The following is a 14180-nucleotide window of genomic DNA, read 5'->3' as shown; positions in this document are numbered from 1 at the left end:
TCTACGTGTATCCAGTTTTATTTTCCTTTTTATTTTTGGAATAACCAAATCAGACTATCATGAACAGAAATTTAATCTACGAAAAGAACAGCATTACCATCATCACAGTTTTCTTCAAAAAATTAGGATTGTTTACTTTATTTATGATGATTGCATTTTACTTTTTCATGGTCTTCCGATTATTCCATTATTAATTCAGCATAGTTACGTTAATAACAATAAGCCGTTGATTTACAGCGGCTTTTAAAATTAGGTATATATACGTGATTTTTAAAAACAGGTATAAATACGCTATTTCATGACAAAAAACCAATTTATATTTGAATAACTATTAACCAATTAAAAACTATAATTTATGGAACCTTATTTAGGACAAATTATGTTATTTGCAGGGAATTTCGTCCCGGTAAACTATCTGCCTTGCGACGGGTCGCTCCAGTCGATTGCCGAAAACCAAGCTTTGTATATGTTACTTGGTACTACTTATGGCGGAGATGGCATGACTACTTTTGGTATGCCGGATTTAAGAGGAAGAGCGCCTCAGCATTTCGGGACAGGAAACGGACTTCAGCCAGTGACCCTTGGTCAGGTTAACGGTTCGGAGACCAATACACTGAGTACATCGCAACTGCCTTCACACGGCCATACGTTTACGGCAACGGTGGCACCGGCATGTAACAATTCGGATGAAGAAACCTCAGCTGATCCGGCGGGAAATTTCTTGAGAAGATTTCCGAATACCAACACTTATTCGAACACTCAAAACGGACAAACCGGACAATCAGCACCATTCAATCTTAATTTGATGGCAGCCGGCGCGTCATTTCCTTTAGAAAATACACAACCATCGTTAGCAATGACATTCTGCATTTGCAGCGCCGGAATTTACCCATCACAAAATTAATAACTAATAAAAAAATATATTTATGGAGCCAATAATAGGATCAATAATGGTATTTGCAGGAAACTTCCCTCCCAGAGGATGGGCATTCTGCGACGGATCAATCTTAGCAATAGCATCAAACACAGCTTTATTCTCAATTTTGGGAGTTACTTATGGCGGAAACGGCACTACAACATTTGCCCTTCCTGATTTAAGGGGAAGAACGCCGGTGAACGCCGGAACAGGACCCGGACTTACACAAAGATTTCTGGGTGAATCATACGGTGTCGAAAATGTTACAATGCTTAGCGCAAACATGCCTGCCCACACGCATGCAGTTACAGGAACTGTCGGAATTGGTGCTAACTCGGCTGTAAATTTGGCGGCCGACACTCCGGTAGGCAACTATCTTAGCGCAACTTCTGATCAGGCATATGCACAATCGACCAACGCGGTAATGGGCAACTCAACTGTAACGCCGGGTCAGATGACATCAGTCACCGGGCAGGGCGTACCTTTCAATGTGATTCAGCCATCATTAGGCCTGAACTATTGCATCGCGATCTATGGAACTTACCCAGCAAGACAATAATCAAACTAATTTAAAAATATAAAAAAATGGACCAAATTTTAGGACAATTGATGTTATGGGCAGGTAATTTCGCCGAAAGGATGGGCAATGTGTAATGGCCAACTTCTTCCAATCGCTCAGAACTCTGCACTATTTTCGCTATTAGGGCACGACCTACGGAGGTAATGGCACAACTAATTTTGCACTTCCCGATTTAAGGGGAAGATTGGCTATCCACGCCAATAATGGAATCCCTGGGCACTGGATTGACTCCGGTTACTTTAGGGGAGGTTTACGGACAACAATCTGTTACCCTGAACGTTAGCAATATTCCGCCACACGCTCACTTTCCATTGCCGACACCTGTTACAGTTGCAATTCCGGTATCAAGCACTGATGATGCCGATATTGAAAACCCGGTAGGCGCTTATCTTCACAATACAGGCGCCGACCTGACTTATGCGGGAACTGCAAATGCACTAATGGGCGTGGTAAATGCCAATGTAACCGTGCAAAATGCAGGCGCAAACCAGCCGGTAAATACAATACAGCAGCTTCTTTGGGATTGAACTATTGTATCGCACTCCAAGGTATTTTCCCTTCAAGGAATTAAACAAAAAAATACAATTAAGAAAAATCCCTAAAGCAATGCAGGGATTTTTCTGTTTAATACACATAAGTATCATGAAAAAAATTTACTTCTTCAGTCTAGCACTGACGTTACTTACAATTAAAAATATGACTGCACAAACACTCAATACCGGAGATGTAGTCGTAATCGGATATGGCGTAGATATAGGCGCTACTCCTTCTACCGACGAATTCAGCTGGCTGCCGTTGGTCAATCTCGATGCAGGCACAAAGCTCTATTTCACCGATGCCGGTTATAATGCTATTGAAAATAAATTTATGGGCGCAGGACTCAATGATGAAATCCTGCTGCGTTACATCGTGCCTGCCGGAGGCCTTTCCGCGGGAACAGTAATGACTTTTACTGAAACTGCAATACCTGCCAATTATACTGTCATCAACGGAACGCAATTCGGCACCGATTATAATTCACTGCTCACACTTGCCAATTCCGGAAGATCAGATTTTCGTCTTTCAATCAACTGATGACGAAAATGCGCCGGCAACTTTCGGCACTACAAATCTGAACCCGCTTTTTATGGTTAACGGAAGCTCATTATCGTTTACGGCTTTAAATTCGACAACGGCAGAAATCTTTCCTGTTTCAAATATACATAACGTAACCAATCTGCCAATCGGACTGACAAATGCTGTCAATGCAGTTGCGGTTGGAACCGGGCCGCTTGAGGCGGATGAAACCGATAATGCACGTTACCAGGACCGACTTCAGGTTCAAGGGATGAAATTTTATTCGCCGTTTCGCAATTGTCAAATTGGGGGCGCTATGATGTCGCCTTTGGAAATGACATCGACTTTGATACGACAGTAACCGGCTGGAGCGCAAATGGAGCTACAACTTATTCAATAGGGCTTTCGGTTAGAGACCATTATTTTGCAGACGATTTGAAAGTTGCACCAAATCCGACAAAAGGTGTTTTGAATCTTAATAATCTTTCAGGGCAGAAAATAGAAATGATGAAAATTATCAATGCGACTGGCCAGGTTATTCAAACCTACGACGGTTTTTACAATACCATTGACCTTTCCGGATTGGCTTCGGGAATTTATTTCTTACAATTAAGCACTGCCGATGCTTCGGCTATAAAAAGGATTGTGGTGCAATAATCAGTTCTCGATTTTTAATTGTACGATTTTATTCTGAATGGCATAAACCACCAAACCGGCAATGTTACGCGAGTCTGTCTTGAGCAGTAAGTTGTTGCGGTGACCTTCAACGGTGCGCGGACTTACAAATAATTCTTTTGCGATTTCGGCACTGTTCCATTGTTCGCAGATGAGTTGCAGAATTCGTATTTCCCTTGCGGTGAGATAATTGGTATCCAGACTGCTTTTTGTCGTTTTATTAAGGAGCATATCATCGTGTATGATTTTCATCACATAATCGGTATAATAAAAACCTTTCTCATCTACTTCGTTGATGGTATGGATGACTTCCTGTGGCGTGGCATTCTTCACTATAAAAGATACGGCTCCAACCTGGATCATATTTGCAATGAAAGGTTTTGTATTGTAACTGGTCAAGGCAATAATTTTAATATTCGGCCAGTTCTTGTGGATGATTTTTGTGGCTTCGACGCCATTGAGCATTGGCATCTTTAAATCCATCATAATGATGTCAGGTTGCTCGGGTTGTTCGGTCAGATAGGTAATCAGCTCTGAACCATTGGAGGCTTCAAAAAGAATTTCGAAATTTTGTTCGCGTTGCAGCAGGAATGAGATTCCTTTTCTGAACAATACTTCATCGTCGGCTAAGGCTATTTTAATTTTATTTATGGGCCATAAAATTGAAATTAAGGTTATTAGAATGTGAATGTTACTTTTAATCCATTGTCTTTTGAACTGTTAAAATTAATGTTTCCGTTGAATATTTCTACACGGCTTTCGATATTTTTCATACCGAGGCCTTTTTTATTTTTTGCTTCTTCTACATCAAAGCCGATGCCGTTATCAGTATAATCGCAGGTTTTCACTCCGTTTACCTCATGAAAATGAATGGTAATAAGTGTTGCTTTTCCGTGTCGGAGCGAATTATTCATCAACTCTTGCAAAATCCGGAAAATCTGCAGGTGCAGATCTTCTTCGAGATTATTAAAAACAATGTCATTTGTAAAATGGATATTGACCCTTTTGGCCGTCTTGAATTCGAGGCACAATTCTTCAACAGCCGCCTGTAAACCAAATTTTTCAAGCACCGGGGCAAAAGGTCGTGGGCAATCCTGCGTGAATTTTCGAGTGCTTTAGCGGTGAGATTGATGATATTAAGTGTGATTTCTGATAATTCCTTTTCCGATAAATTGGGTGTTGTCAGCAAATGGCTGTTCAGTGAAACGATATTGAGTTTTGAACTGATATCGTCGTGAAGATCCTGTGCAATGCGTTTGCGTTCTTCTTCCTGCGTCAGGATTACGGAGTGCAGCATCTCGCGTTGGTGGTTGATTATGAGGTCTTTCTTTTCGAGTTCGTGCTGTACGATTTTCTTTTTGGAGAAATAATAGAACATAATTAACAATACTGTCATAAGCACGAATGCTAGTGAAGTATATATAATTACGGCGATAATATCATTTTCCTGAATAACTTTCATTTCCGGATTTTTTTTTCTGCAATACTAAAAGCTGAAGTTCATAAAAAATAAATATTTGATATACTATATATAAAAAAGAATTGAGTGTCCATGGTAATGTATTGTATTTAGAACTCAGTTTTGTAACAAGATTACCTGCAAGAAACAAAACGGTACTCGCAAAAAGATAAATAAAAACCCCCATATTGATATAATAAAACTGCTTTTTTTCATTCAGTAAGTTGTAAAAATGAAATGTAGCATAAATTGTAATCAAAAAAGAGGTTAAAAAGATTTCAAAATAATTAAAAATCTTAAACAACTCCGGGTTAATAGCATATTGTATCGATAAAGCTAATAAACCTAATAATGTAAATATCCAAACCACCTGTTTCTGCTTTTGATTAATCATAAGATTATGATAAAAAAAGCTCAACAAAATAAATTGTAGAATAAGATAAAAGTGTGAAAGAAATAAATTGTTTAAATGCCGGTAATAAAATACATTAGAAAATATTTGTATGACACAGATTACTAAAGTATAAAAAGCAAAAATTTTAAAGGCTTTTCCGTTAACAGAAAAGCCCTTTAATAGTAATATTAGATTAACTAGTAAAAAAAAGTAACCAATATTAGCAAGTAATTCGTTCATTATTATTTATACATTATATAATGGACTTGATGGATCGCATGTATTTGGACATGGCTTTGTAAAATCATAAATATACCATCCTTTACCTTCATCGATAAGATCTTCACCATCTGCATTAACTCCAACCAACATAAGGTGTGCCCCACCTTTGGGATCAACACCCATGTAAGCGCGAACATTGGCAACTTCCGGTTCGTTGTATAGCTGAACGGTATCTTCTTCAGGAATCAGAAAAGCTTTTACTGAACTCACCGGGTTTGTTCTCCATCTTTTCGCCCAGTCTTGTGCGGTTGCTAACGGAATTGTGTTTGTGTTTGTCATAATTAAAATTTTAGGGGGTTTTTAAAATTGTTTCATTTACTCGTGATAAAACTAACGATAAAAAAAATACAAATATTACTTTACTAAAAAAACGGGTATTTTTACGCGAATTGAAAAACAGGTATTTCTACGTGGTTTTATTCCGGTTTTTTAAATTAAATTCGCATCATCGGGCGTTTATGTAGAATTATGACTACATTACCTTGATATTTAGTCACATCAAAACCAAGCATTTACCTTAAAAACCCCTGGGATTATGAAAAAAACATTACAATTATTAACCGTATTGCTGCTTTTAAGCTTTGGCTTTAAGGCGAAGGCCAAACACTTGCTCCCGGCGACATCGTTATCATCGGACTTGCCGTAGATACCAACGGAGATGAATTTTCCTGGATGCTGTTGATTAACCTCAATGCCGGTACTGTCATTTATTTTACCGACGCCGGATGGAATACAGTTGACGCCGCTTTTATGGGGTCTGGACAAGCTGGTGAAAGTCTTTATAAATTTACAACTCCTACAGGAGGAATTCTTGCCGGGCAAGTACAGACTGTTAATGAAAATATGACATTGGCCGGAAGTAATTATACGGTCATTACCGGTACGCGTTGCGGTAGCGATACCGCCCTTACACTGCCAAATTCAGGAGATCAGATTACTGCGTTTACCAGTAACCTTGCAACTGGCGATGCTAACTTTGGCGCATTAGGAAATGGTTTAGGGGAAATCTTGTGCCGCTTTATGCTGCAACCCTTGCTACCACGAACTGGGCATCGGCAACCGGAAATACGGCTTCTTATCCGACAAGTTCTACGAGGAATAATGTTTCTAATCTTGTTCCCGGGCTTACAAACGGTACCAATGCGATGGCAATCGGAACTGGTCACGGAGAAATCGACGAATCAGACAACGCCCGTTATGAAGTGCAGCCTTCAACAGCTGCCAGTAAGGCGGTGATTTTATCACGTGTTTCTACAATGAGCAACTGGAAAAGATATGATGGTACTGCCGGAGCAGAATTTCCTGACCTGGCCACTAATACTACTGCAGGATGGACTAATTTTCTAGGTGGTAATTATACTGTTAATGGGTCTGATAACATAAAACCGGTCTGCCAGTCAATAACGCTTGTAGGAACACCGGCTGCTAATTCGGCATCTGTTAGTTATACAGTAACATTTGACGAAACGGTTTCTAATGTAAGTACAGATGATTTTACAGTTGCAACCGTTTCAGGAACTGCCGCAGGTACCGTTAGTGGTGTTAGTGGCAGTGGTGCATCCTATACGGTTACAGTTAGCAGTATTACCGGAACGGGAACTTTGAGACTCAATCTTAATGGCAATTCTAACATTGTTGATTCTTTTGGTAACGGAAACGGAACAAACGGTTTCGTCAACGCTGTTAACGGAACTATCCACTCCGCTGATCGTGATAACCCGACTGTATCAATTGCTTCACCACAGTCAAGCCCTACAAATGCAGCGAGTATTACTATCAATATAACATTTAATGAATCTGTTACCGGATTTGACATCAATGACGTTGGTGTTTCTAACGGGAGTAAAAGTAACTTTACAGGTAGTGGTGCCAGTTACTCTTTATTAGTTACCCCAACTGCAGACGGAACTGTTACCGTATCGGTTGGTGCAAACGTTGCGATTGACGCAGCCAATAACAACAACAATGCAGCTTCGAATTTTACGATTACTTCAGACCGGACACAACCTACGGTAAGCATTACATCAGCAGTAGCCAACCCGACCAATTCAAGTTCATTTGCAGTTACGATTACTTTCAGCGAATCGGTTACAGGTTTCGTAGTGGGCGACATCACAGCTTCTAACGCCTCACTTAGTGGTTTTTCCGGAAGCGGCAGCAGCTACACTGTCAACGTTAACCCAACCGTCGACGGAAATGTGACCCTCAATATCAATTCGAATGTCGCTGCAGACGGTGCAAATAACGGCAATTCGGCAGCGACGCAATTCAGCAGGACATCAGACAGGACTTCTCCTACTGTGAGTATCACGTCATCAGCCAGTTCAGTGACCAATACCAATCCGATTCCAGTAACGGTAACTTTCAGCGAAGCCGTCTCCAACTTCGTGGCGGGCGACGTTGTAATAGGAAACGGGACAATCTCCGGATTTTCGGGAGGAAACGGTGTTGCTGTATATACTTTCAATGTTGTGCCTTCCGGAAACGGAACTGTTACAGTAAATGTAGCCTCAGGCGTCGCCAATGACGCTGCCGGGAACAACAACACGGCCGCAACACAACTTTCACGTACTTTCGATAACACGCAGCCAACGGTTTCTATGACATCGGCTGCCGGAAATCCAACGAATACTGCAGCCATCCCCGTGACGGTTACTTTCAGCGAAAGCGTAACGGGTTTTGATTCAAGTGACATTTCCCCGGGCAACGGATCGATTTCAGGCTTCTCAGGATCAGGAGCCAGCTATTCCTTCACCCTTACGGCATCATCAAACGGTACGGTTACGGCCAATATCGTAGGAGGGATTGCGTTTGACGCGGCAGGCAACGGCAATACGGCAGCGGCACAATTCAGCAGGACTTACGATAATGTTCGCCCGGCTTTCACTACTCCACCACCACCACCAGGTGTTACAAATTTGAACCCTAGTACAGTAAATATAAGCCTTACAGAATCTGTCACCGGATTTGATGCATCAGATATATCAGTTGTAAATGGCTCAGTAGTATCGCTTTCAGGAAGCGGATCATCATACACCGTAACAGTAAGTGCTGCGGCAAATGGAAATGTAACTGTAAATGTTGGGGCAAATGCCTATAGTGATGCTGCAGGAAATACGAACACTGCTACTTTCAGCTACACTTATTTATATGATAATACGAGTCCATCAGTGAGTATCACCTCTTCGACAAGTGCAACTACAAATTCGAATCCTATTCCGGTTACAATTACTTTCAGCGAAGCTGTTTCAAATTTCATTCAATCGGATATTACTGTTACAAACGGATCAATCACAGGTTTCTCCGGAGGAAGCAATGTTGCTATTTATACCTTCAATCTCGTACCGGCTGGTACCGGAACTGTAACAGTAGATGTTGCCGCTGGCGTTGCCGCTGATATTGCCAGCAATACTAATACAGCTGCCACACAATTAAGCAGGGTTTATGATAGTTCTCAACCGACATTGTCGATTACATCATCGGCGTCAAGTCCGACAAACGCCAGTACTATTCCACTGACCTTTACTTTCAGCGAAAGCGTTACAGGATTTGATGTTACTGATATAACGACATTCGGAGGTTCACTTTCAGGATTTTCAGGTTCCGGTTCAGTTTACACGGCAACCGTTACACCTTCGGGCGATGGCTCGATTACGCTATTCGTATTTCAGAACAGCGCTGTCGATGTTGCCGGAAACGGTAACACTTTCGCATCATTCAATATCGTTTCTGACAGGACAAGGCCTACCGTTACGATTTCTTCACCACAAACTTCTCCTACAAGCACCAATCCGTTTACTATAAATATTACGTTCAGCGAATCCGTTACTGGTTTTGACGTATCAGATATTACGACTACAGGTTCTGGTTCGCTTTCGGGCTTTTCCGGAAGCGGCGCTAATTACTCTGTCAATTTCACAGCAAGTGGTAATGGAAACAAAACTTTCAATATTGCACAAAATAAGGCAATTGATGCTGCAGGAAACAATAATTTTGCCGCGGCACAGTTCAGTATGGCTTATGTAGCGCAGTGTTCTCAGAATACCGTTTGGAATGGTCTTTTCTGGACAAACGGGGATCCGATTGCAACGCAGCCGGCAATCATCAGCGGCGATTACGTTTCATCCGATGTCAATCCAGGTGGTTTCTCTGCCTGCAGCCTTATCATTGGTAACGGAGCCAACGTCTTTATCAGCTCCGGCGATGTGCTCAACATCAGTGGCAATGTAACCGTTCAGGCCGGATCGCCGACTACTTTCGCAAATGGTTCTACTCTGAATCTGGGCGGAAATCTAATTTCACAGGCGAACGCATCTGTTACCTTTGAAGACAATGCGAACCTGATGCAGACTGCGACTTCTAATAACAACTCAGGAAACATTACTGTTAAAAGAAGCGCGCTGATGCGAAGACTGGATTATGTATATTGGTCGACTCCGGTGGCAGGGCAAAACCTGAAATTGTTCTCGCCATATACTGTATCTCCTGTTAATGCACCGGGTTTTCCAACACCAACCGGTTCGTCTCGTTTCTATACGTTTAACGAGTCAGGAAATGCTTTTGCCGTAATTGCCAACCCTGAAAACACCACCATGGCAGCCGCACAAGGTTACATGGTAAGCTCCCGAATAATTTCCCTACCGACACAACGCAGCAAATTTTCAACGGTGCCTTCACGGGAACTCCGAATAACGGGAATTATTCCATGCCGGTTACCAACAACTCAGGACAAGGATATAACATGATTGGAAATCCTTATCCGTCGCCAATTAATGCAGATTTATTTCTGGCTTCGAATCCCGGAACACTTTATTTCTGGACGCACGTTGATCAAAATGCCGGAAGTGCTGCGAACTATGCGACCTATACAACTGTCGGGACTGCTGCGGGCAGTGGCGGTGAAATACCAAACGGAACTATTCAGACCGGTCAAGGTTTTATGCTGAGAACAACAACGGGAGGCACGGCTAGTTTTACAAATGCGATGCGTATTGATAACCATGCCAACCAGTTTTTCAGAACTGCTACCAATGACAAAAGCCGTATCTGGCTGAACTTATCATCTTCAACAGCATTCATGAATCAGATGCTTGTTGGTTACCTTGAAGGTGCGACAGTCGGTGTTGACCAATCTGTTGATGGAAAGTTGATTGATGACAACAGCACTACCCTTTCAAACCTTATCGATAATAACACCTACACGATTCAGGGTCGTCCTATGCCTTTTGAAAATACCGATGTTGTTGCGTTAAATTTCAAGGCTGTTTCAGCTGACACCTATGTAATAGGTATCGATCACGTTGACGGATTGTTCGCTGACGACCAAGCTATATATATAAAGGACAACATTACCGGAATTGTACATAATATAAAGGAAAGTAATTATAGCTTCGCCTCTGAAGCGGGAACTTTTACGAACAGGTTTGCAATCGTTTTCCAGAATACTAATCTAGGTATTGAAAACCCGACTTTAAATTCTGACAATGTAGTTGCTTATGTGAAAAATGATATCCTGAACATCAATGCAGGCAGCACGATTATCAAAGACGTAAAGGTTTTTGACTTGCGCGGCCGAATGATCAGCGAAAAGAGCAATATCAATACTACAGTTACAAGCATCGATAATCTTAAAGTAGCACAACAGGTCTTGCTGATTCAGATCACTTCTAAGGATAATCAAACTGTAACCAAAAAGATAGTTTATTAAACATAGTTTTATTTTAAGCAGAAAAGCCTTTCGGGAAATCGAAAGGCTTTTTTGTTTTAAAACAATTTTGCGAGATTGATTTTACTAATTTTCTTATATTATATCTTGTAATTGATTAAATTCTATAGTTTATCTATAATATTTTATTAAAAAGTAAGGGTTTTACTATCTTATTATTATGAATATCACCATATAAATATCAAAAAAACAATCGATTTTGTTTTAATTGTAACACTTTCCTTAGATAACGCCCGAAAATGGGGGAATTACACTCATAAAAAACTACTCTTTTACAAAAATTAAGAAAATGTTAGGAAAAAATTAAGGTTTTTAACTAACTTTAGCTCCTCTTAAATTTAAATGAAATTTTATGTACAAAAATTACAAACCCCTGAGTTCGGGCAAGAGTGCCTGGCTCAGAAAAGACATTGTCGGGTCGCCACCAGTATGCTCAGTAAGAAAGCAAATGGTATTGATGGCGGCTTTTGTATTGATGCTTTTTGCATTCACAGGACAATCGGCCTTTGCGCAAGCTAATAACTACAGTTATTCGGCAAGTACGGGCAACGCGTTGGTTACGATTACCTCCCCGGTAGTATTAACAACCGTCAGCTCCGGATCTGTAGATGATGGTTCTAACATCATTAGCCCCGCAGGATTTACATTTGCCTACAATGGCACAAATTACACCCAATTTGGTATGTCTACGAATGGATGGATCCAATTTGGAAGTGGTACCCCTACAACAGCAAGGCCAACCGCCATTAATGGTTTTGCCGCAAATGCTGCTGTTGCTTTCGAAAGGGATGCTAACCTGAATACGGCCAATGGCGGTTCCATGACGCATGGCCCTGCGACAGGAGGTCTATATGTATTTCAGTTTGTAAATAATTCCGGTGGATCGGGAGGAGGCGCAAGTGCTACTGCTTATATTACGATGCAAATCGTATTATGGGGATCAACAAGTGCAACTCCCGGAAGAATTGATTTCATATATGGATCTCGTCTGGGTTCCCCTGCAACGGCAGGTGTAATCGGTATTACAGACCCTGCCAATACTTTTGTAAATGGTGTTGATGGCTCTAAAGTTTCAGCTACTGCTACCTCTTCCAACTGGCCGGCAGCAGGTACGATGTATACCTTTTTGCCACCGCCACCTTGTAATGGCACACCTGTCGTACGGACCTGCTACACCTATAGCTGCTACTGTTTGTACCGGATCGACACAGGTTTTCACTGTTACAGGCGGTACGTCGGGAGTTTCAAATTTAGCTTACCAATGGGAAACATCGGCAGATGGATTAACCGGATGGACAAATGTTTCCACAGGCTCCGGAGCTACAACAAAAGTATACACTACAGCAGCTTATGCAAGTGGAACTCAGTATTACAGAATGAAAAGTACCTGTACTGCGACAGGGGATTTCGATTATTCGAATGTCGTTTCCATAAGCGGGCCTGCATCTCCTACAACCCAGGCTTCTGGAATTGTGGCAACAAATGCAACCACAACAAGCATCACAGCTACATGGACGATTGGTAACGGTAATAACCGTTCAGTTTTTGTAAGCGATACAAACTCATTTACTGATCCTGTAAACGGTGTTTCTCCTGGAACTGCCAGCGCAGCTTATTCAGGAACAGGACAAAAACTTGTTTATGACGGAACGGGAACTTCAGTAACGGTAACCGGTTTGACAGTAGGTACAACTTATTATTTCAGAGTGTATGAAAGCAGAAAGTGTACATCACCTAATTACTTTTACAATACCACAACTGCCGTTTCAAACCCTGTTGGAATTGGCACTGCTGACAAACTGAAATATACTATCACAAGAAATACAGGTATCACCTATACACCAGTTTCAGGATCGGCAATTACGGTAAGTGCTACAACAGGAACATCGGATGATACCAATTACGGTCGTTTACGTTCTTCCCGTTCAATTATGCGGGAACAACTATATCTTCATTCAGACCTGTAACTAACGGTTTCATGACTTTGAATGGTACCAATACAAATACTTCATTCAACAACGGACTTACAAATGCCACAGGTAATAATTTTGTATTAGCACCTTTTTGGGAAGATTTGTACCTGAATAATGCTACACCAAACTCTCAATTCGTAAAGTACGAGATTACAGGTACTACACCTAATCGTGTGCTTACGGTACAATGGGAAAATGTAGAACTTTTCAATTATCCTGCTGCAAGTTTGAATTTCCAGGTTAAATTATACGAGGTTGATAGCCATATCGAATATGTATATGGCGTAATGCAAGGTTTTGACGGAACAAATCCGAATAACGGTACTGTGACCAACGGACTTGCATTTAGCTACACTATGGGTATGACAGCATCAACATGGGGCGTACCTGCTTTAGCCGGCGAAGCAATTGGATTACAACAGGCTAATACTCTTAGCTTCTCAAGTCTTGGAGGTATTACCCAAAACGAAGGTCTGAATAAGCTGTCAGTACTTCCTGAGTGTTCAAGTATGTATACTTTTACACCAGCTGGTTCAGTAAGACCAAACGATGCTTATCCGGGTGTACCTTCAGCTCCTTCAAATGATGAGCCTGGTACAGCGATAACATTGACTGCATTACCTACTATTCCATCTAATTTCTGCGGCTCATTTTATACATCAGCATTTGCAACACCAAGTGCAGGTGTAGCGGCTCCTATCGCGAGTACGATTGCAGATGACGACGTTTGGTTCCAGTTTACTGCAAACTCTACCAATACCACAATTACTTTACGTGGTGCTGGAGGATATGACGCAGCAATGCAATTATTCAACGATGGTGATTACCTTACTGTATTAGCTCAAAAAAATGCGAATAATATGGCTGGCACATCATTAACCGAAACCATTACACAAACAGATTTTACAACTGTAATCGGTCAGGTATATAAAATCCGTGTATACCATGCGGGTGGGGAACACAAGCAACTGCAACTGCAACTGTTTCAAGTGGAGCTATTACAGGATTTACAGTTACGACTCCTGGTAGCGGTTATATCACTTGTTACGGTGGTGCAGGAATTACTGCAACTCCTTTTGTTTACATTACAGATCCAACAGGAGCAGGTGCTGTAGCAAAA

Annotated in this window: 18 protein-coding genes; 12 read left to right on the top strand and 6 right to left on the bottom strand. The window is 41.4% G+C overall.

What is annotated here, in order from left to right; all coding sequences use genetic code 11:
* Positions 1 to 59: 59 nt before the first annotated feature.
* The 6 genes from ACSLFW_RS09525 (at position 60) to ACSLFW_RS09500 (ending at position 2570) form a co-directional block, all read left to right on the top strand.
* Positions 60 to 194 carry a hypothetical protein gene (locus ACSLFW_RS09525; protein WP_436555554.1) on the top strand — a complete coding sequence of 45 codons (135 nt, stop codon included), beginning with the start codon at positions 60 to 62 and terminating at the stop codon, positions 192 to 194.
* 161 nt (positions 195 to 355) lie between these two features.
* A complete protein-coding gene (locus tag ACSLFW_RS09520; protein ID WP_436555553.1) occupies positions 356 to 904 on the top strand; it encodes a phage tail protein in 549 nt (182 codons plus the stop codon).
* Positions 905 to 926: 22 nt separating this feature from the next.
* The gene (locus tag ACSLFW_RS09515) at positions 927 to 1475 is read left to right on the top strand and encodes a phage tail protein (RefSeq protein WP_436555552.1); all 549 of its coding nucleotides are present in this window, start codon (positions 927 to 929) and stop codon (positions 1473 to 1475) included.
* An 87-nt stretch (positions 1476 to 1562) separates the two neighbouring features.
* Positions 1563 to 1640 carry a tail fiber protein gene (locus ACSLFW_RS09510; protein ID WP_436557420.1) on the top strand — a complete coding sequence of 26 codons (78 nt, stop codon included), beginning with the start codon at positions 1563 to 1565 and terminating at the stop codon, positions 1638 to 1640.
* A gap of 59 nt (positions 1641 to 1699) precedes the next feature.
* Positions 1700 to 2023, top strand: coding sequence for a hypothetical protein (locus ACSLFW_RS09505; RefSeq protein ID WP_436555551.1), 324 nt, complete (start codon positions 1700 to 1702; stop codon positions 2021 to 2023).
* 115 nt (positions 2024 to 2138) lie between these two features.
* Positions 2139 to 2570, top strand: a complete 432-nt coding sequence (locus ACSLFW_RS09500) for a hypothetical protein (RefSeq protein ID WP_436555550.1) — start codon at positions 2139 to 2141, stop codon at positions 2568 to 2570.
* Here ACSLFW_RS09500 and ACSLFW_RS09495 read toward each other — a convergent pair.
* Positions 2559 to 2741, bottom strand: a complete 183-nt coding sequence (locus ACSLFW_RS09495; protein ID WP_436555549.1) for a hypothetical protein — start codon at positions 2739 to 2741, stop codon at positions 2559 to 2561. The two genes, ACSLFW_RS09500 and ACSLFW_RS09495, sit on opposite strands and share 12 nt — an antisense overlap.
* A 108-nt stretch (positions 2742 to 2849) precedes the next feature.
* Between ACSLFW_RS09495 and ACSLFW_RS09490 the strand changes: the two genes are divergently transcribed.
* Entirely contained in the window at positions 2850 to 3209 is a 360-nt protein-coding gene (locus tag ACSLFW_RS09490; protein WP_436555548.1) for a T9SS type A sorting domain-containing protein, read from the top strand.
* Here ACSLFW_RS09490 and ACSLFW_RS09485 read toward each other — a convergent pair whose 3' ends face one another.
* From ACSLFW_RS09485 to ACSLFW_RS09465, 5 genes are read right to left on the bottom strand one after another with little or no spacing between them, the layout of a single operon-like run.
* Positions 3210 to 3878, bottom strand: coding sequence for a response regulator (locus ACSLFW_RS09485; protein WP_436557419.1), 669 nt, complete (start codon positions 3876 to 3878; stop codon positions 3210 to 3212).
* Between the two features lie 26 nt (positions 3879 to 3904).
* Positions 3905 to 4141, bottom strand: a complete 237-nt coding sequence (locus tag ACSLFW_RS09480; RefSeq protein WP_436555547.1) for a sensor histidine kinase — start codon at positions 4139 to 4141, stop codon at positions 3905 to 3907.
* A complete protein-coding gene (locus ACSLFW_RS09475) occupies positions 4141 to 4689 on the bottom strand; it encodes a histidine kinase (RefSeq protein WP_436555546.1) in 549 nt (182 codons plus the stop codon). Before ACSLFW_RS09475 ends, ACSLFW_RS09480 begins: the two co-directional genes overlap by 1 nt.
* Complete coding sequence (locus ACSLFW_RS09470) at positions 4667 to 5320, bottom strand: hypothetical protein (RefSeq protein ID WP_436555545.1); 654 nt, start codon at positions 5318 to 5320, stop codon at positions 4667 to 4669. Before ACSLFW_RS09470 ends, ACSLFW_RS09475 begins: the two co-directional genes overlap by 23 nt.
* A gap of 6 nt (positions 5321 to 5326) precedes the next feature.
* Positions 5327 to 5641, bottom strand: coding sequence for a hypothetical protein (locus tag ACSLFW_RS09465; protein WP_436555544.1), 315 nt, complete (start codon positions 5639 to 5641; stop codon positions 5327 to 5329).
* Positions 5642 to 6372: 731 nt separating this feature from the next.
* Between ACSLFW_RS09465 and ACSLFW_RS09460 the strand changes: the two genes are divergently transcribed.
* The 5 genes from ACSLFW_RS09460 (at position 6373) to ACSLFW_RS09440 (ending at position 14175) form a co-directional block, all read left to right on the top strand.
* Positions 6373 to 10107: a beta strand repeat-containing protein gene (locus tag ACSLFW_RS09460; RefSeq protein ID WP_436555543.1), complete on the top strand. Its 3735-nt coding sequence runs from the start codon at positions 6373 to 6375 to the stop codon at positions 10105 to 10107.
* Entirely contained in the window at positions 10068 to 11069 is a 1002-nt protein-coding gene (locus tag ACSLFW_RS09455; protein ID WP_436555542.1) for a T9SS sorting signal type C domain-containing protein, read from the top strand. Before ACSLFW_RS09460 ends, ACSLFW_RS09455 begins: the two co-directional genes overlap by 40 nt.
* Positions 11070 to 11439: 370 nt before the next feature.
* Entirely contained in the window at positions 11440 to 12612 is a 1173-nt protein-coding gene (locus tag ACSLFW_RS09450; RefSeq protein ID WP_436555541.1) for a hypothetical protein, read from the top strand.
* Complete coding sequence (locus ACSLFW_RS09445) at positions 12560 to 13054, top strand: fibronectin type III domain-containing protein (RefSeq protein ID WP_436555540.1); 495 nt, start codon at positions 12560 to 12562, stop codon at positions 13052 to 13054. The genes ACSLFW_RS09450 and ACSLFW_RS09445 overlap by 53 nt, the downstream gene beginning before the upstream one ends.
* 11 nt (positions 13055 to 13065) lie before the next feature.
* Positions 13066 to 14175: a hypothetical protein gene (locus tag ACSLFW_RS09440; protein WP_436555539.1), complete on the top strand. Its 1110-nt coding sequence runs from the start codon at positions 13066 to 13068 to the stop codon at positions 14173 to 14175.
* Positions 14176 to 14180: the final 5 nt, after the last annotated feature.

It is taken from the genome of Flavobacterium sp. 3HN19-14, assembly GCF_051373205.1.
Classification (GTDB): Bacteria; Bacteroidota; Bacteroidia; order Flavobacteriales; family Flavobacteriaceae; genus Flavobacterium.
Note: the sequence above shows the minus strand (reverse complement) of the source record. Positions and strands in the feature narration are given on the sequence as shown.